This is a genomic window from Psychrobacillus soli (assembly GCF_006861775.1).
Classification (GTDB): Bacteria; Bacillota; Bacilli; order Bacillales_A; family Planococcaceae; genus Psychrobacillus; species Psychrobacillus soli.
This window is the reverse complement of record NZ_VDGG01000061.1, coordinates 1-18,751: the sequence shown is the minus strand read 5'-3', so window position 1 is coordinate 18,751 and position 18,751 is coordinate 1. Positions and strand designations below refer to the sequence as shown.

Here is an 18,751-nt window from a genome sequence, read left to right as displayed (position 1 = left end):
GCTTACCCGGTGGAAAGCGTACGACTGCAGTGAAAATCCTAGCGGTCACTAGTCGACGCACTACGACGCAGTTTCCCTATATTGCGCAAACTATCCTTTATAAGGGGAGTTTTTTGTATACACTATTATCCATAAAAAAATAGATGGACGAAAGAAAAAAGCAGTTCCCAAAGTTAAACTTTAGAAACTGCTTTTTTAAGATGACCCCTACGGGATTCGAACCCGTGTTACCGCCGTGAAAGGGCGGTGTCTTAACCGCTTGACCAAGGGGCCATTATAAAATGAACCATTTTTAATATGATAATTTTGTAAATCATCCGACATTATCCGTGTATGTATAGACAAAAAACTAATTAAAAATGTATGGCGGCAGAGGGAGTCGAACCCACGACCTTTCGGGTATGAACCGAGTGCTCTAGCCAACTGAGCTACACCGCCGTTTTAACGAACAAATATAATATTACAATCGTTTCGTTAAAGTGTCAATACTTCTTTTAAAAATTTATAAAAAGATAAAAAGAAAGTTTATTCTGACAAATTTCATGTGGTGAATTTCTATCAAATAATATACATAAAGCGGCGTGAGAAGTTTTGTATCTTGTTTAATAAAGTTACCTCTTACTTCATTCAAACCTTGCTATCATTGTATTTCGGCATAATCCATTTGAGCTAAACTATCTACCAATATAAATTCAACAAGTCGTTTTGAAAGTTTCAATTCATGACCGAAAGAGTCGAAAACTTTTTATCGGTAGTTGTCAGAAAGAGACATACTTTTTGTTCGTGCAGTAGGTATACTTCCATCAATAGTTGAATACGGGGAGGTATACGATTTGAAAACAATGTATGAGCAAGAACAAAAAAGAGGTTTGTCTTGGAGAAGGGCAATAGAAGGCATACGAGCACGCAAAGTATCCATTTCACTTACGGTTATTTTTTTTATTCTTTCATTTTTCTTAGCGCAAGTTGTTCTATTCGAAGCTTCCGTCCCATTTTTTCTGCCAATTTGGGCACTCATTCACTTACGATTTCCACGTTTTCTCCCATGGACAATAGCAGGGGCTTTACTTGGTAGTTTCACTTTAGGGGTTGGACAAGTTGTCATCCATGCATTGCAAGCGCTTATATTTCCTCTTCATTCGAAAAGGATTGTAAAGAAAATACCTATGCCGGTCTTTGTTTTAATGGACGTAGTGATAATTCAGTCCATATGGCAATATGTTTCATACAGTGGTGATGTTCCTGGTACCGTTTGGTTGGCGGTCGCGTATGAAGGTATACTCGCTTTATTTATGACGATATTTTTGTTTCAACTTTTCCTTCCTATGCCAGATTTTATTCATAAAAGATGGACAGCCGAAAGAATGGGAGCGGCATTACTTATAGGAGCACTAGTTTTAACTGGGATGTCTTCATATATTTTCGGATATGTTTCTGTTCCTTTAATATTTACTCATTTAGTCATTGCGGTATCAGCTGCAGTCGGTGGTGTTCAACTTGCAACAGTAGTTGCGGTACTTGCCGGGACAGTATTGAGTATTTCTAAGCTCAGTTTTAGTGGAATGATTGCTGTGTATGCTCTAACTGGTTTTTTCGCAGGACTTCATAAACCTTTTGGAAGGTTATGGCAGGCGTTTGGCATGCTTGGAGCGACATTCTTCTTTTTATTATACGATCGGACTTTACCTTTAGATGCTGTTTATATTGGATCTTTAGTAACTGCATCTTTACTATTTTTCATCATCCCATCTAGTTGGATAAAAACTTTAAAGGATCAACTCTTTCCAGATACTTCAAATGTCCTTTTAAGAAGGCAAAAGTGGATGACGGAAAAAGTAAATCACCAACTTCAGGAGTTTCAACATTTTGTTGACTTCATCACACGATTTATATCGGATCGATTTGAACCGAAAGCGGCAGCTCAAAAAGGGCAATCATCAGCGTTACCAGTTTGTCAGTCTTGTTTTCGATACGAAACATGCTGGGGAGAAAAATCAAACGGAATTCCTGCACTGATGAAACAATGGGAAGAGCAGCCTAACAAGGCAAGGTTTCAGATAGAAAAGAAAATGCAGTATAAATGTATAAAGCCAAATCAAATTATGAAAGAACTAAAAGAGAAGGAAGCTAAAAAACAATTATCATATGAAATGCAACATGGTAAAAAAATGTTCGCACTAAAGCTTCGAGATATGGGGAATCATATGGGTGAGCTTATGAGTAATCTAGAAAATGATGTCACATTTTATACTTCACATGAAGAAGAAATTAAACAAAAGTTCCAACAGTGTAATATTCCGTACTTCCAAATTGATGTATTAAATATTGAAATAGGGCAAATGGAAGTTGTATGTTGTTTACCTACAGAGTCTAAAGCGAAAATGACTGGAGAGAGGTTGATATTGCCGATTTTATATGACTTGTGGAAAGAACCTTTCGAAATTACATCGGTGAAAGAGATGCATCATCCGTATGAACATATTCAAATGACATGCAAATCATCTGTACGTTTTCAAGTAACGCATGATATTTTTACTTCATCTAGTAGAAATACAATTTACTCAGGAGATGCACATGCTGTTTTCCAACTTCATCCTGGTTTACTTGCGGTTATTTTATCGGATGGAATGGGGAATAATGTGGAGGCACACCGGGAAAGTAGAAGAGTTATGCAGTTTATGCGTGAGTGTTTGAATAAAAAAATGGATCCGGAAACAACGATGCATACGTTACACTACATGATGAGCTTGCAAGACGATACGGATAGCTATGCGACAGTGGATTTAGCATTAATTGACTTACAAAACGGTGAGCTTTGGTCGTGGAAGGCGGGAAGTATGTCAACGTATCTAATCAGAGGAAATGAAATGCGTAAAATCGAAAGTCAGCATGTACCATTTGGATTTTTACCAACCTTTTCGATTGAGGCAAGAAAAATCGACGTGAAAGATGGAGATGTGTTAGTAATGCTTTCTGATGGTGTCTTTTCTGCAAATACATCTATCGAAAAGCAAGAAATGTATTATAAGAAAATATTACAAGATCCAACGATGAATGCGGAGCGTTTTGTGAAAATGTTAGAAGAAACATATTCTTTACCAGGAGATGATCGAACCGTTATTTTTATGCAAGTGAAACATGCAGTTCCAGAATGGTCCATCTTTTCGCCGCGCCAAGCAGCAAAATACCAAGAAAACATGATACACTAAAGAGAAAAGTGGAAGCGCACTGGCTATACAAATAGAAAAAAGGTGAAAAGATGCATCCATTCGTTCGAAAAGTAAAAGAATATATAGACAAGCATCAACTCATAAAAGCAGGCGATCGTCTTCTTGTTGCTTGTTCTGGCGGAGCAGATTCTTTAGCTCTGCTATATGTGATAAATAACTTAAAAGAAATATATCACGTGGAAATAGGAATTGTGCATGCAGATCATCAGTTAAGAGGAGAAGAATCAGCTGAAGATAGTAGATTTGTCGAACGTATTGCGGCAAGTTTACAAATACCATTTTATGCAGCGGCTCTTGAAGTACCAAAAAGGGTTGCTGCAGAAGGTGGAAATGTACAAGTAATATGTCGGGAAGAGCGTTACTCCTTTTTCGAAAAAACGATGAAAAATTTTCAATATACAAAGCTAGTACTAGGTCATCATGCAGATGATCAAATCGAATCTGTTCTTATGTCACTAGCGAGGGGCTCTAATTCCTCATCTATTACTGGAATACCAAGAACAAGATCTTTTTCTGAGGGGCATATCATTCGTCCATTTCTATGTGTAACGAAAAAAGAAATTTTCGAGTTTATTCATTTCAGCGAGCTATCATTTAGACATGATCCAAGCAATGATAAACATACATATACTAGGAATCGAATTCGTCATACAATTGTTCCGCTTTTAAGAGAGGAAAATCCTAATATAAGCGATAGCATTCGTACATTTGTGGAGAAACAAAAGCAGGATGATGACTTTCTTCAAAGTATGGCGCTAAAAAAGTATGAACAGCTCGTGACAGTTGATCATGAAGGTATTTTTTTACTGGATACAAAGTGCTTCAAAGAAGTGCCCATTGCTTTACAAAGAAGAGTGATTCTACTACTATTAAAGTATCTATACAACAACTCCGAAATACTTCTTAATGATCACTTAATCGATTCCATTTTGGCTACTTGTAATAAGGATGATGGCAATATCGTAATTCATTTGCCACAGGATTATTTCCTCGTACGTCATTACAATAAAGTTCAGTTTTCCTCTGGTAAACAACAACCTATCGTGACTAGGAGCGTAGTGGAAGAGGACTGTTGGATAAATATTGGTGCTGGTTATTCCATCTATTTAACGAGAAACTTGACCAATGCCCTTTCCGGTGAAAAATGGTTTGTCCAACTGGAAAACGGCTCTCTTCCCCTGTCGATACGTCCAAGAGAGGAAGGAGATCGGATCCAGATAAAAGGGATGATTTCTCCTAAAAAAGTATCTCGAGTATTTATAGATGAGAAAGTTACGGCACAGGAAAGAGTAGAGTGGCCACTACTTGTAACATCGAAAAACGAAATAATTGCAGTAATTGGACTTCGTTATGGAGAACGATTTTCAAAGAAATTCAGCTCGCAAAACTATGTCTTATACATAACGCGGGATTAATCATTAGGGGGGACTATACATGTTAGAAAAAGACATTCTAAACATTTTATTAACAGAAGAACAAATTGAAGAAAAAGTACGCGAACTAGGTGCGACACTAACAAAGGAATACGAAGATAAGTTCCCGCTAGCTATTGGTATTTTAAAAGGGGCAATGCCCTTTATGTCAGATTTGATGAAGCGTGTAGACACGTATATTGAAATGGATTATATGGATGTTTCCAGCTATGGAAACGCTACCGTTTCATCAGGAGAAGTTAAGATCGTTAAAGACTTAAACACTAGTGTGGAAGGTCGCGATATTTTAATCATTGAAGATATTATTGATAGTGGTATGACTTTAAGTTATTTAGTAGATCTATTCAAATACCGTAAAGCAAAATCGATTAAACTTGTTACATTGCTTGATAAACCTACTGGGAGAAAAGTAGATCTTAAGGCAGATTATGTCGGGTTTGAAGTTCCGGATGCTTTTGTTGTTGGTTATGGATTAGATTATGCAGAAAAATATCGAAACTTACCTTATGTTGGTGTGTTGAAGAAAGAAGTTTATTCTTTTTAATCAAATATTAAAATAAAAGGCTTTTCATTGTACGTTAAAAATTTCGTGTGATAAGATTATCATTAGTTTTTCTGTTTACCTTGTGAGGAGGCTGGGAATGAATCGAGCATTGCGCTACGCTATATTATACTTATTGATATTTTTTGTAATTGTTGGGATATTTGCGACGTTTAATTCGGGCAATCAACCAACTAAAAATATTCGTTATGACGAATTTATGACTTCTCTTGCAAATGGAGAAGTAACAAGCTTTAGTATGCAGCCTGAACAAGGAGTTTACTTTGTTGAAGGTAAGATGAAGGGTTATGCAGAAGGGGAAACTTTCTTAACGAAACTTCCATATAACTTTGAACAAGCACAATCAAAAGTTCTAACATTAGCGGAAACAAATGCTGTCCAAGTTGATGTAATTGAAGCTCCGAAAACGAGTGGCTGGGTTCAATTTTTCACTGGATTGTTACCGTTTCTAATTATCATCATTTTATTCTTCTTCTTACTTAGTCAATCACAAGGCGGTGGTAACCGTGTGATGAACTTCGGTAAGAGTAAGGCGAAACTGTATGATAATGAAAAGAAAAAAGTGAGATTTACGGATGTAGCTGGTGCAGATGAAGAAAAAGCTGAACTAGTAGAAGTAGTAGATTTCTTAAAAGATCCACGTAAATTTGTAGAAATTGGAGCACGTATTCCGAAGGGGATTTTGTTAGTAGGTCCTCCGGGTACTGGTAAAACATTGCTTGCTCGTGCGGTTGCAGGGGAAGCTGGCGTACCGTTCTTCTCTATTAGTGGGTCGGACTTCGTGGAAATGTTTGTCGGTGTCGGGGCTTCCCGTGTACGTGACTTATTTGAAAACGCGAAAAAAAATGCACCATGTATTATCTTTATCGATGAAATTGATGCAGTAGGTCGTCAACGTGGGGCTGGTCTTGGTGGAGGTCACGATGAGCGTGAACAAACACTTAACCAATTACTAGTTGAAATGGATGGTTTCGGTGCAAACGAAGGTATTATTATTATCGCTGCAACGAACAGACCGGATATTTTAGACCCAGCACTTCTTCGTCCAGGTCGTTTTGACCGTCAAATTACAGTAGGTCGTCCAGATGTTAAAGGACGTGAAGCAGTACTTCAAGTGCATGCTCGTAACAAACCACTGGATGAATCAGTAGATTTAAAAGCAATTGCACAACGTACTCCAGGATTCTCTGGTGCAGATTTAGAAAACTTGTTAAACGAGGCAGCACTTGTTGCAGCTAGACGTAATAAGAAAAAAGTAGATATGAGTGATATCGATGAAGCAACAGACCGTGTAATCGCGGGTCCTGCTAAATCAGGTAAAGTCATTTCTAAAAAAGAACGCAATATTGTTGCATTCCATGAAGCAGGGCATGTGGTTATCGGGCTAACACTAGATGATGCTGAAATCGTTCATAAAGTGACAATCGTACCTCGTGGTCAAGCCGGTGGTTATGCAGTAATGCTTCCGAAAGAGGATCGTTACTTCATGACAAAACCAGAGCTATTAGATAAAGTAGCGGGATTATTAGGTGGTCGTGTAGCCGAAGATATTACATTTGGTGAAGTATCTACTGGTGCACATAATGACTTCCAACGTGCGACTGGTATTGTAAGAAGTATGGTTACCGAATATGGTATGAGTGACAAACTTGGTCCAATGCAATTCGGTCAAGCGCAAGGAGGAAATGTCTTCCTTGGACGTGACTTTAACTCGGAACAAAACTATTCGGATAAGATCGCGTATGAAATTGACCATGAAATGCAAACGATGATTAAAGAGCAATATGAACGTACAAAGCAAATTTTAACGGAGAGACGCGAATTATTAAATCTAATCGCCAATACGTTATTAGAAGTAGAAACGCTCGATGCTGCTCAGATTAAACATTTAGAAGAACATGGTACCCTTCCAGAAAGACCTTATGAACAAGCAAATAAGGAACTGGAAGTGAATCTTCAAAAAGAAGAAGCATCGGATGCTATAGGGGCTCCAAGTGACCCGTCCACTGGTGACTTACCTAAAGAAGACACGACTAATGTTCCTGAAAAAATGATACAAGAAGAACGTCGAGATTAATAGAATAAGAAAGCTGATTGTGAGTCGCAAGCTAGCGAGGCAATCAGCTTTTTTCTTTTGCCTTTTATATGGTATGATGTGGTGGAAACTTACGAAAAGTGAGGAAAAGCTATATGATACTTGTGTTAGATACAGGAAATACAAACATCGTTTTAGGAGTATACGAGAACGATTTGTTAATACATCATTGGCGGATGGAAACGGATCGCCTGAAAACGGAAGATGAATACGGAATGCAAGTGAAAGCATTATTTTCACATGCGGGTATATCTTTTGATCAGATAGAAGGTATTATCATTTCATCCGTGGTACCACCAATCATGTTCACTTTAGAAGCAATGTGCAAAAAATATTTTGGTGTGAAACCATTAATTGTTGGTCCGGGTGTTAAAACGGGCTTAAATATTAAATATGAAAATCCCCGTGAAGTTGGAGCGGATCGCATTGTAAATGCGGTTGCGGCTATCCATGAATATGGTGCTCCACTAATTATTGTAGATTTTGGGACTGCGACAACCTATTGTTTTGTCAACGAAAAAGGAGAATACATGGGTGGCGCTATCGCTCCTGGCATTGGTATATCAACAGAAGCACTCTTTACAAGAGCAAGTAAACTACCTCGTATCGAACTAACAAAACCGGATCAAGTAGTTGGTAAGAATACAGTATCGGCAATGCAAGCGGGTATTGTATATGGTTATGTAGGACAAGTAGAAGGTATTGTAAATCGTATGAAAAAAGTATCCAAAAAGGACCCAAAAGTAATCGCGACGGGCGGAATGGCTTCTCTGATAGGGGACGAAACAGCTATAATGGATGTTATAGATCCATTCTTAACATTAAAAGGGTTATACTTAATATATCAACGAAACTTAGAAGAAAGAGGTACAAAATAAATGAACGATTATTTAGTGAGAGCATTAGCTTTTGAAGGAAGTGTTCGTGCATTTGCCGTTCGAACAACAGATACAGTTGGGGAAGCACAACGTCGACATGAGACGTGGCCGACAGCATCTGCTGCACTTGGCAGATCGATGACTGCTGCTGTAATGATGGGAGCAATGTTAAAAGGTGAAGACAAGCTTACGATCAAAATAGAAGGCAATGGTCCTATTGGTCCGATGGTTATTGACAGTAATGCAAAAGGGGAAGTACGTGGATACGTGACAAACCCGCAAACACATTTTGACTTAAATGAAAAAGGAAAGTTAGATGTTCGTCGTGCAGTAGGAACAGAAGGCACCCTTACAATGGTCAAAGATTTAGGTATGAGAGATTTCTTTACAGGGCAAGTGCCGATTACTTCTGGTGAAATTGCAGAAGATTTTACGTATTATTTTGCAGTATCAGAACAAGTACCTTCTTCAGTAGGGCTCGGCGTTTTAGTTAATCCTGATAATTCGATTTTAGCTGCAGGAGGATTCATTATTCAATTAATGCCAGGTACCGACGATGAAACAATCACAATCATCGAAGAACATTTAAATAAAATGGAGCCCGTTTCTAAGTTAATCGAAAAAGGATTAACTCCAGAGGAATTGCTATTTGAGATTTTAGGGAAAGAAAATGTACAAATTTTAAGTACAATGCCAGTCGCGTTCGAATGTAATTGTTCCAAAGATCGATTTGGAAGTGCAATCATCAGTTTGGGTGAAAGTGAGATTCGTGAAATGATTGCTGAAGATGGAGGCGCTGAAGCACACTGTCATTTTTGTATGGAAAAATATAATTACTCAGTAGACGAATTGGAGTCGTTTATCGATGAAATCAACGCGTAATAACGTAGATGCTCAACCAAAACGACGTTTAAAAACGAAACCGATACTTCTCGTGCTTGGTATTCTTTTGTTAGGTAATTTACTTTGGTTCATTGCTTGGTTAATACCGAATGATAAAGTTACTGAAACGGAGGAGGAAGTCGCGTCAGTTGACGGCAAAGTTATTACGAAAAAGCAATGGATGGCTTCGATGGAGTCGATGTATGGAAAAGAAGTTTTGCTAGACATGGTAAATGCTGAAGTCATGGAAGCAGCTGCAAAGAAAAACAATATTAAAGTAAAAGATGAGGAAATAGACTTAGAACTTGCGCTTATTCGATCTACTCAAGAAGGGACGGATACTTCACTCCAATCATTTGATGAGGAAGTGATGCGTAAAAAAGTTCGCTCCCGACTTATTTTAGAAAAAGTGTTAGCCAAAGATATTGTGATAGAAAACACGGACATAAAATCATTTTATGATAACAATAAAAATCTATACAATATACCGACATCCTATCTCACAAGTGTTATTTATGCTTCAACAGAACCTGAAGCAAAAGAAGTAGTAAAGGAACTGCAAAGTGGCTCTTCATTTGAAGGTTTAGCTAGAGAACGTTCTTCCGATATAAGTTCCGCAAGTTTAGGTGGAGATATTGGATATGTTGCAGAAGGAGCAGACTCTGTAGATGCAGCGCTTCTTAAAACTTTGCCGCAAGTAAAGGTAGGGAAATGGAGCAATGTAATCTCTTTAACAGATGGTCGATTTGCAGTTGCACAAGTGAATGGTGTATTCGAAGGGAAATCATTTTCATATTCGGATGTAGAAGATCATATTCGTAGAGAATTAGCGTTAGATCAATTGCCGCAGTCAGTAACACAAGAAGCTTTTTGGGAAGAATTTAATGCAGATTGGTTTTATAGTGAGAAATAAAAGCATACTCTAAGGAGTGTGCTTTATTATTTATTTTAATACCATTATTGACAATGCTTCTCTATCATTGGTATGATTAAGAAAATAAAGCCTATTAACTAAGTAGGGATTAGGAGTGGAACTATGACGAAGTTAGCACAATCCGTATTAGATTTAATTGGAAAAACACCGATCGTAAAATTAAACAGAGTAACGAACCCAGAAGATGCCGAAGTTTACGTAAAACTAGAATACTTTAACCCTGGTAGTAGTGTAAAAGACCGCATTGCTTTTGCAATGATCGAATCGGCGGAAAAAGAAGGTAAGTTAAAAGAAGGTAGCACAATTATCGAACCGACTAGTGGAAACACAGGTATTGGACTAGCAATGATTGCTGCAGCAAAAGGGTATAATGCCGTATTAGTAATGCCAGATACAATGAGTTTAGAGCGTAGAAACTTACTGCGTGCATATGGAGCAGAATTGGTATTAACACCTGGAGCAGATGGTATGAAAGGCGCAATTGCTAAATCGGAAGAATTAGCTAATGAAAATGGCTGGTTTATGCCACAACAATTCAACAATGAAGCAAATCCAGAAATCCATCGTGTAACAACAGGACCAGAAATTGCGGAAGCATTCGATGAGTTACACGGATTTGTATCAGGAATTGGAACTGGAGGAACGATTACTGGTGCTGGTGGTGTATTAAAAGAAAAATTCCAAGGTATCCAGATTGTTGCAGTAGAACCGAAAGATTCGAATGTTCTATCTGGTGGTAAACCAGGTCCACATAAAATCCAAGGAATTGGAGCTGGATTTGTTCCAAAAGTGTTGGATACGGAATTATATGATTCGATTATTCAAGTATCGAATGAGGATGCATACGAAACATCCCGCGTGGTTGCAAAATCAGAAGGTATTTTAGGTGGAGTTTCTGCGGGAGCAGCTATTTACGCGGCGCTTCAACTTGCAAAACAACTTGGTAAAGGGAAAAAAGTCGTTGCGATTATTCCTGATAATGGAGAACGTTATTTAAGTACACCGTTGTATCAATTCGAAGATTAATAAATTGGATGGAGTGAAGGCAATTATTGCTTTCTCTCTTTTTTTGTGGCGAAAAAGAGTAGTTTCAAGTTAAGATGAAGGCAAACTGTTTTTAGGGGGATTTGAAAAAGTGAATGTACAACTTCAAACGCATGCATTTCCATTAGGAAAAGAAGCGTTTTTTTATGCATATAAAGAAATAACAAAAGAGGAATCTCATCATTTATTTTTTGAAAGTGGACGAGGAGGTCATTTGTCTGTCGCTGCTTGGAACCCTCTAGCTGTGACTAAATCTACCGAGACCGGATTACATATTGAATGGCGAGATGGTAAGGTAGAAGAATACCAAGGAGAAGCATTGGAGCAATTAGAAAAGCTCGTTGCTTCATACAAGCTTCCATTTCGAGAAGACTTGCCGGATTTCCAAGGCGGGGCTGCTGGTTTTATTAGTTATGATTATGCAAGGAAAATAGAAGTGCTCCCTGTAATTGCAACAGATGATTTACATATACCCGATTTATACTTTTATTTGTTCGATGTTTGGGCGGTATTAGATGTTGAAACAGAAGTCGTTACATTGATGAAGTTATCTACGAGTGATGTAGATTTGGTAAAATTAGAAGAACAATATAGATCGGCTGCGGAAACGGGTATTGCATCAAGCGTTTTTAGATCAGGATCAGCAGTGGAAGTGGCGGAAGATCATTCGAAATTACATGTATCTGCTAGTTCCTCAGAATTTGAAGGGGCTGTTCGAAAAGTGCAACAATATATTTCGCAAGGCGACGTTTTTCAAGTAAATTTATCTGTTCGCCAATCAAAAGAGTTGAAGGCTGAGCCGATTGCGATGTACGAAGCGTTGCGAGCTTTTAATCCATCTCCATATATGGCATTTATTCATTCGCCAGAATTTGCTGTTGTGTCAGGGTCACCAGAATTATTAGTGAAGAAAAAAGGGACAGAATTATCCACTCGCCCTATTGCAGGGACAAGACCTCGTGGTAAAAGTGATGCGGAAGATATCGCCTTAGCAAATGAACTAATCGACAATGAAAAAGAACGCGCAGAACATGTAATGCTTGTAGACTTAGAACGAAACGATTTAGGAAAAGTATCTACATATGGAACAGTCGAAGTAGACGAATTTATGGTCATTGAACGATATTCGCATGTGATGCATATTGTTTCCAATGTAAAAGGGACATTGCGCGAAGGAGTATCGAATACGGAGATTGTGCGAGCAATGTTTCCTGGTGGAACAATTACAGGTGCTCCTAAAATTCGTACAATGGAAATTATCGAGGAATTGGAACCAGTTCGTAGAGGGATATATACAGGATCTATTGGCTGGTTAGGGTTTTCAGGTGATTTAGAGTTCAATATTGTGATTCGTACCGCGTTTATTCAAGATGAGATGGCATACATCCAAGCTGGGGCTGGTATTGTCATTGATTCGATTCCGAGTGCTGAATATGTAGAGTCATTAAACAAAGCGAAAGCAGTATGGCAAGCGAAGGCGATGGCAGAGGGGGAAAGCAAATGATTTTAATGATTGATAACTACGATTCCTTTACGTATAATCTCGTTCAATATATTGGTGAAATAGGGGGTGAAGTGAAGGTTGTTCGGAATGATGAATTAACGATAAATGATATCGAACAGCTAGCACCTCAAATCATTGTTGTCTCACCAGGACCTTGTACGCCGAACGAAGCGGGCATTAGCTTAAATGTCATTACGCATTTTGCCGGGAAAATCCCTATCTTTGGCGTTTGTTTAGGACATCAATCGATTGGACAAGCATTTGGTGGAAAAGTGATTCGAGCTAAAAGATTAATGCACGGGAAAACCTCTCCTGTTTTTCATGACGGCAAAGGGGTAAATGAATATATGCCGAACCCTTTTCAAGCAACGAGGTATCATTCTCTTCTCGTCGAAAAAGAGTCGCTGCCAGATTGTTTGGAAGTAACATCTTGGACGGAAGAAGGAGAAATTATGGGATTACGCCATAAAGAGTTTGCAATTGAAGGGGTGCAGTATCATCCGGAGTCCATCATGACGGAAGATGGGAAAAAACTCATCCGAAACTTCATCGAAAAGTATAGTCTTACTGCTAAGGAGCATAAATAAATGGATGCTTGGAAAGACGGTAAGCTGTATCGCTTCAATGAATTGACTATTTCTGCATATGATCATGGCTTTCTATACGGTCTAGGCTTCTTTGAAACCTTTCGCACGTACAATGGACAAGTATTTTTATGGGGCGAACATTGGGGGCGTCTTACTCGCGCATTAGCAGATTTTCGTATGACAATGCCATATGATCAAGCAGTTATACTAGATGCTGTCGAAGCATTAACAAAAGCAAATGATGGCGAAGATGGCTACTTTCGATTAAATATTTCTGCGGGCACACATGATATTGGGCTTCAGCCGTCGCATTATGAAAAGCCAACTGTGATTTTATTCCGAAAAGCTTTGCATATTGCCCCTCGAGGTACAGAGAAAAAAGCAATATGGTTGAAAACGCCTCGGAATTCTCCGGAAAGTGCTAGTCGTCATAAATCCCATCATTTTGCAAATAATATACAAGCAAGATTTGAAGTAGAATCATTGGCAATGTATGAGGGAGTTTTTCTGACAGCTGACGGGTTTGTTGCAGAAGGAATTACGTCCAATGTATTTTGGGTGAAAGATGGCAAGTTGTATACGCCGTCACTTGCAACAGGAATACTTGCTGGAATAACAAGAGATTGGATTTTACATAATTTTAAAGTAGAAGAAGGCTTGTTTACGAAAGATGTATTAGAAGCAGCAGATGAGGTTTTTATTACAAATGCGGTACAAGAAATTGTCCCTATTAAAGAGATAGATGGAAAACAATTATTAGGTAATCAAGGTCCTGTGTATGCGGCGTTACATAAAACGTATGTAAAGTGTATTCAGGAGGAAAGGACAGTAAGATGAATTTACAAAATCATTCCGGACTATTTGAAGCTGGAGGAGTTACATTAGATTTTAAAAAAGAGACGATTGTGATGGGGATATTAAACGTCACTCCTGATTCTTTTTCAGATGGTGGGAAGTTTAACGAAATAGAGGCAGCAGTCGCTCGAGCAAAGCAAATGGTTGCAGATGGAGCAAAAATTATAGATATTGGTGGAGAGTCGACTAGACCTGGACATACCATTATTTCAGATGAAGAGGAAATAGCACGTGTCGTTCCAGTTATACAAGCAATTCGTGCGGAAGTTGATGCGGTTATATCCATTGATACATATAAGTCAGCGGTTGCTCGAGCGGCAATTCTTGCAGGCGCCCATGTGATTAATGATATTTGGGGTGCAAAAAGAGATCGGAAAGTGGCGGAAGTGGCTGCAGAACTAAGTGTTCCTATTATTTTAATGCATAATCGAGATAACGAACAATATAACGATTTCTGGTCTGAAGCTAAGCAAGACTTAGAAGAATGCATTCAAATAGCCAAAGCAGCAGGAGTTCCAGACGAACATATTTGGTTAGACCCAGGTATTGGCTTTGGAAAAACGACGGAGCAAAATATTTGGATGATGCAGCATTTAGGTGACTTAGTCGAAATTGGGTATCCTGTATTACTTGCAACATCCCGAAAACGATTAATAGGCAACGTATTGAATTTACCAGTAAATGAACGAGTAGAAGGAACGGGTGCAACCGTTTGTTATGGTTTGCAGCTTGGGTGTCATGTGGTACGTGTGCACGATGTGAAAGAAATTGCACGTATGACGAAAATGATGGATGTACTGACAGGCAAAGTGATATACGCGGAAAGTGGGGAGTAACGGTTATGGATTACATTCATTTAAATGAATTAGAGTTTTATGGCTACCATGGTGTTTTACCAGAAGAAACGAAGCTTGGTCAAATTTTTCGTGTAACGATTACTTTAGCTTGCGATTTAAAAAAAGCGGGTGAAACCGATAATTTAGAAGAAACGGTAAATTATGCGGAAGTTTTTGAGTTGTGTAAGGAAATTGTAGAAGGCAAACCTTATTTATTGATAGAGGCAGTTGCCGAAAAAATTGCTTCTCGTATTTTAGAGGACTATCAAGCAAAAGTTAGTGGTTGTCGTGTTCAGTTAGTGAAGCCTAATCCGCCCATCGCAGGACATTATGCTTCGGTTTCAGTTGATATTACGAGAGGATCACTATGAATAGGGCTTATATTTCATTAGGCTCAAATATTGGGAGTCGCCTACTTTTCCTTCAGCAGGCAGTACGATCGTTGCAGGATGTGAAAGGTATAAAAGTGTGCCAAGTATCTTCGGTATATGAAACGGATCCAGTAGGATATGTAGATCAAGCTGCATTTTTGAATATAGTAGTGGGGCTTGAGACTTCATTGACCCCGCACGAATTACTTAAAAAATGCAACGAAATAGAGGCGATACTAGGGCGTACTAGAGAAATCCATTGGGGTCCCCGAACTGTAGACCTTGACATTTTGTTGTACAATGAAGAGAATGTGAAAACGGAGAAACTCATTATTCCACATCCAAGAATGACAGAAAGAGGATTCGTCCTCATACCGTTAGTTGAAATAAATCCAGATTTAAGAGACCCTAGGACAAATCGTTCTTTCATAGAGCTTGCCGATGCTCAAACAGAAGGTGTCCATTTATGGAGAACTTTCGATGGAGTAGACGCATTTATGAATTTTTAATATACGGATAGATAAATAAAAGGAAGGTGAATAATCATGACAGATGCGTCAACAAAACCATTTCAAATTGGAGATTTTGTGATGGATAACCGTGTAGTGCTCGCCCCTATGGCTGGTATTTGTAACTCGGCTTTCCGTTTAACGGTAAAAGAGTTTGGAGCAGGATTAGTTTATGCTGAAATGATAAGCGATAAAGGGATTGTTTTTAAAAACGAAAAAACTTTGAGTATGCTTTATATCGATGAACGTGAAAATCCGCTATCACTTCAAATTTTCGGAGGAGAGAAAGATACGCTCGTTGCTGCTGCGAAATATGTAGACCAACATACGTCTGCTGACATCATTGATATTAATATGGGATGCCCAGTAAATAAAATTATCAAATGTGAAGCAGGGGCGAGATGGCTTTTAGATCCGGAAAAGATTTACGAAATGGTTTCGGCGGTAGTAGACAACGTGAATAAACCAGTAAGCGTAAAAATGCGTACAGGTTGGGATGATGAACATCTATATGCAGTAGAAAATGCACGTGCAGTTGAGCGTGCGGGCGGAGCAGCAGTTGCAGTGCACGGTCGTACCCGTCTACAAATGTATGAAGGGCATGCGAACTGGGATTTGATTCGCCAAGTGAAAGAATCGGTGAACATCCCTGTTATCGGGAATGGAGATGTAAATACTCCTCAAGATGCAAAACGTATGCTAGACGAAACGGGTGTTGACGCTGTGATGATTGGGCGTGCAGCACTAGGAGACCCTTGGATGATTTACCGTACAGTAGAATATTTAGAAACTGGTGAATTAAAGCCTGAACCAACTGCACAAGAAAAAATTGATGTATGTTTATTGCACTTTGATCGCTTAACTGCCTTAAAAGGGGAAGGGATAGCGGTAAGAGAAATGCGCAAACATGCTGCTTGGTATTTAAAAGGTATTCGTGGTAATGGGACAGCAAGAAATGTGATTAACCAAATGGAAAGCGCACAAGAGCTGAAAGATTACTTGCGTTATTTTGCAGAAGAAGCTTCGAAAGAATATAATGATGTAGATTCAATTCTTGTTTAATAGCAAAAAGAAGGGCTGTCATGTTTTGTGACGGCTCTTTTAAGTTTCAGTAGGTAATCTGAATAATGGAAAATATCGAACGATGAAGGAAAAAGATGAACAGAGCACGAAAATTGTGTACAATAAGTTCAATGTTATAAAAGATACTTGCGGATAGTAAGTAGTGGAGGAGTGACCGGCATGTCTAATGTAGAAGAACTAAATGATCAACTTTTGGTGAGAAGACAAAAGATGACTGCAATACAAGAGAAAGGATTAGATCCTTTTGGTAGCAAATTCGAACGTACACATTTGAGTAATCAAGTAATTGCAGAATTCGAAGAGTTTACAAAAGAACAATTAGAAGAAACAACACATGAAGTAGTCATTGCGGGACGTATTATGACGAAGCGTGGAAAAGGGAAAGCAGGATTTGCCCATATCCAAGATTTCGGTGGTCAAATTCAAATTTATGTACGAAAAGATGCAATTGGTGATGATGCATATGAATTATTCAATACGGCTGATTTAGGTGACATCATCGGTATACGTGGAAATGTGTTCCGTACACAAGTAGGAGAGTTATCTGTTAAAGCGATTGAATTCACATTTTTAACAAAATCTCTACGTCCAATGCCTGAGAAATTCCACGGACTGAAAGATGTAGAACAACGCTACCGTCAACGTTACTTAGATTTAATGACAAGTGATGAAAGCAAAACAACGTTTATCACTAGAAGTCGTATCATTCAATCTATGCGTCGTTACCTTGATGGACAAGGCTACCTAGAAGTGGAAACGCCATTATTGCATTCTATTGCTGGTGGAGCAGCGGCACGTCCATTCATTACACATCACAATGCACTTGATATGGAACTATATATGCGTATCGCAATTGAATTACATTTAAAACGTCTAATTGTTGGTGGATTAGAAAAAGTGTATGAAATTGGACGCGTATTCAGAAATGAAGGTGTTTCCACACGTCATAATCCAGAATTCACGATGATTGAGTTGTATGAAGCGTATGCGGATTACCAAGATATTATGAACTTAACAGAGAATTTAGTGGCACATGTAGCGCAAGAAGTGTTAGGTTCGACGACGATTGCGTATGGCGATGATGAGATTAATCTTGCGCCGGGCTGGAGACGCTGGCATATGGCGGATGCGGTCAAAGAAACTACTGGAGTAGATTTCTGGCAAGAGATGACGAAAGAAGAAGCACATGCATTAGCTAAAGAACATGGAGTAGAAGTGAAACCTTCTATGGAAGTAGGTCATGTATTAAATGAATTCTTCGAACAGAAAGTGGAAGAAACTTTAGTTCAACCAACGTTTATTTATGGACATCCAGTAGAAGTATCTCCGCTTGCAAAGAAAAATCCAGAAGACGGTCGTTTTACGGATCGCTTTGAATTATTCATCGTACGTCGTGAACATGCGAATGCATTTACAGAGTTGAATGACCCAATTGATCAACGCCAACGTTTCGAATCGCAGTTAGTAGAGAAAGAAGCAGGTAATGATGAAGCGCATGAAATGGATGAAGATTTCTTAGAAGCGTTAGAATACGGTATGCCTCCAACAGGTGGATTAGGTATAGGGATTGACCGTTTAGTAATGTTATTAACGAATTCAGCTTCTATTCGTGATGTGTTGTTATTCCCAACGATGCGTCATAGAGATTGATTAATAAATGACAGGAAGGAGAGATACTACTATTTGGGGTGTCTCTCTTTTCATTTTCTTCTATCATATTGTGTTGCAAAGATATGTTAAGAGTTTCTTAATTTTTTTAGCGAAAAGTACTTGTCAAACTTATTGGATGGTGGTATAGTTATCAAGTTGTCATTTTCACTACTGATTTCACTTGAAAAACAAATTAAAAAAAGTTGTTGACAGTAACGAAGAGAAATGATAAGATATTAAATGTCGCCAAAGCAACACGGCGCGATGAACATTGAAAACTGAACATGCAAAACGTTAA

The 18,751-nt window shown here is 38.6% G+C and carries 16 protein-coding genes and 2 tRNA genes; 16 read left to right on the top strand and 2 right to left on the bottom strand.

Annotation, left to right across the window (positions count from 1 at the left end):
* Positions 1 to 201: 201 nt before the first annotated feature.
* A tRNA-Glu gene (locus tag FG383_RS18925) sits at positions 202 to 273 on the bottom strand.
* A 91-nt stretch (positions 274 to 364) separates the two neighbouring features.
* Positions 365 to 438 (bottom strand) — tRNA-Met (locus FG383_RS18920).
* Between the two features lie 404 nt (positions 439 to 842).
* Here FG383_RS18920 and FG383_RS18915 point away from each other — a divergent pair.
* From FG383_RS18915 to lysS, 16 genes are all read left to right on the top strand, one after another.
* Positions 843 to 3,209: a SpoIIE family protein phosphatase gene (locus FG383_RS18915; protein ID WP_246097063.1), complete on the top strand. Its 2,367-nt coding sequence runs from the start codon at positions 843 to 845 to the stop codon at positions 3,207 to 3,209.
* 50 nt (positions 3,210 to 3,259) lie between these two features.
* On the top strand, positions 3,260 to 4,645 hold the full coding sequence (tilS, locus tag FG383_RS18910; RefSeq protein WP_142608975.1) for a tRNA lysidine(34) synthetase TilS: 1,386 nt from the start codon (positions 3,260 to 3,262) through the stop codon (positions 4,643 to 4,645).
* Between the two features lie 19 nt (positions 4,646 to 4,664).
* Positions 4,665 to 5,207: a hypoxanthine phosphoribosyltransferase gene (hpt, locus tag FG383_RS18905; protein WP_142608973.1), complete on the top strand. Its 543-nt coding sequence runs from the start codon at positions 4,665 to 4,667 to the stop codon at positions 5,205 to 5,207.
* A gap of 97 nt (positions 5,208 to 5,304) precedes the next feature.
* Positions 5,305 to 7,302, top strand: coding sequence for an ATP-dependent zinc metalloprotease FtsH (ftsH, locus tag FG383_RS18900; protein WP_142608971.1), 1,998 nt, complete (start codon positions 5,305 to 5,307; stop codon positions 7,300 to 7,302).
* A gap of 113 nt (positions 7,303 to 7,415) precedes the next feature.
* Complete coding sequence (locus FG383_RS18895) at positions 7,416 to 8,198, top strand: type III pantothenate kinase (RefSeq protein ID WP_142608969.1); 783 nt, start codon at positions 7,416 to 7,418, stop codon at positions 8,196 to 8,198.
* Entirely contained in the window at positions 8,199 to 9,080 is an 882-nt protein-coding gene (gene hslO / locus FG383_RS18890; RefSeq protein ID WP_142608967.1) for an Hsp33 family molecular chaperone HslO, read from the top strand.
* Positions 9,064 to 9,993, top strand: coding sequence for a peptidyl-prolyl cis-trans isomerase (locus FG383_RS18885; protein WP_142608964.1), 930 nt, complete (start codon positions 9,064 to 9,066; stop codon positions 9,991 to 9,993). Before hslO ends, FG383_RS18885 begins: the two co-directional genes overlap by 17 nt.
* A 123-nt stretch (positions 9,994 to 10,116) precedes the next feature.
* Positions 10,117 to 11,040: a cysteine synthase A gene (cysK, locus tag FG383_RS18880; protein ID WP_142608962.1), complete on the top strand. Its 924-nt coding sequence runs from the start codon at positions 10,117 to 10,119 to the stop codon at positions 11,038 to 11,040.
* A 109-nt stretch (positions 11,041 to 11,149) separates the two neighbouring features.
* A complete protein-coding gene (locus tag FG383_RS18875; RefSeq protein WP_142608960.1) occupies positions 11,150 to 12,562 on the top strand; it encodes an anthranilate synthase component I family protein in 1,413 nt (470 codons plus the stop codon).
* The gene (pabA, locus tag FG383_RS18870; RefSeq protein ID WP_142608958.1) at positions 12,559 to 13,149 is read left to right on the top strand and encodes an aminodeoxychorismate/anthranilate synthase component II; all 591 of its coding nucleotides are present in this window, start codon (positions 12,559 to 12,561) and stop codon (positions 13,147 to 13,149) included. The genes FG383_RS18875 and pabA overlap by 4 nt, the downstream gene beginning before the upstream one ends.
* Positions 13,150 to 13,986 (top strand): aminodeoxychorismate lyase, encoded by an 837-nt coding sequence (pabC, locus tag FG383_RS18865; protein WP_142608956.1) that lies wholly within the window; start codon positions 13,150 to 13,152, stop codon positions 13,984 to 13,986.
* Positions 13,983 to 14,840 (top strand): dihydropteroate synthase, encoded by an 858-nt coding sequence (folP, locus tag FG383_RS18860; RefSeq protein ID WP_142608954.1) that lies wholly within the window; start codon positions 13,983 to 13,985, stop codon positions 14,838 to 14,840. The genes pabC and folP overlap by 4 nt, the downstream gene beginning before the upstream one ends.
* A 5-nt stretch (positions 14,841 to 14,845) precedes the next feature.
* Complete coding sequence (gene folB, locus FG383_RS18855; RefSeq protein WP_142608952.1) at positions 14,846 to 15,211, top strand: dihydroneopterin aldolase; 366 nt, start codon at positions 14,846 to 14,848, stop codon at positions 15,209 to 15,211.
* Positions 15,208 to 15,720: a 2-amino-4-hydroxy-6-hydroxymethyldihydropteridine diphosphokinase gene (gene folK, locus FG383_RS18850; protein ID WP_142608950.1), complete on the top strand. Its 513-nt coding sequence runs from the start codon at positions 15,208 to 15,210 to the stop codon at positions 15,718 to 15,720. Before folB ends, folK begins: the two co-directional genes overlap by 4 nt.
* Positions 15,721 to 15,756: 36 nt before the next feature.
* Entirely contained in the window at positions 15,757 to 16,782 is a 1,026-nt protein-coding gene (gene dusB, locus FG383_RS18845) for a tRNA dihydrouridine synthase DusB (protein WP_142608948.1), read from the top strand.
* A 180-nt stretch (positions 16,783 to 16,962) separates the two neighbouring features.
* On the top strand, positions 16,963 to 18,453 hold the full coding sequence (lysS, locus tag FG383_RS18840; protein ID WP_142608947.1) for a lysine--tRNA ligase: 1,491 nt from the start codon (positions 16,963 to 16,965) through the stop codon (positions 18,451 to 18,453).
* The last annotated feature ends 298 nt before the right edge of the window (positions 18,454 to 18,751 follow it).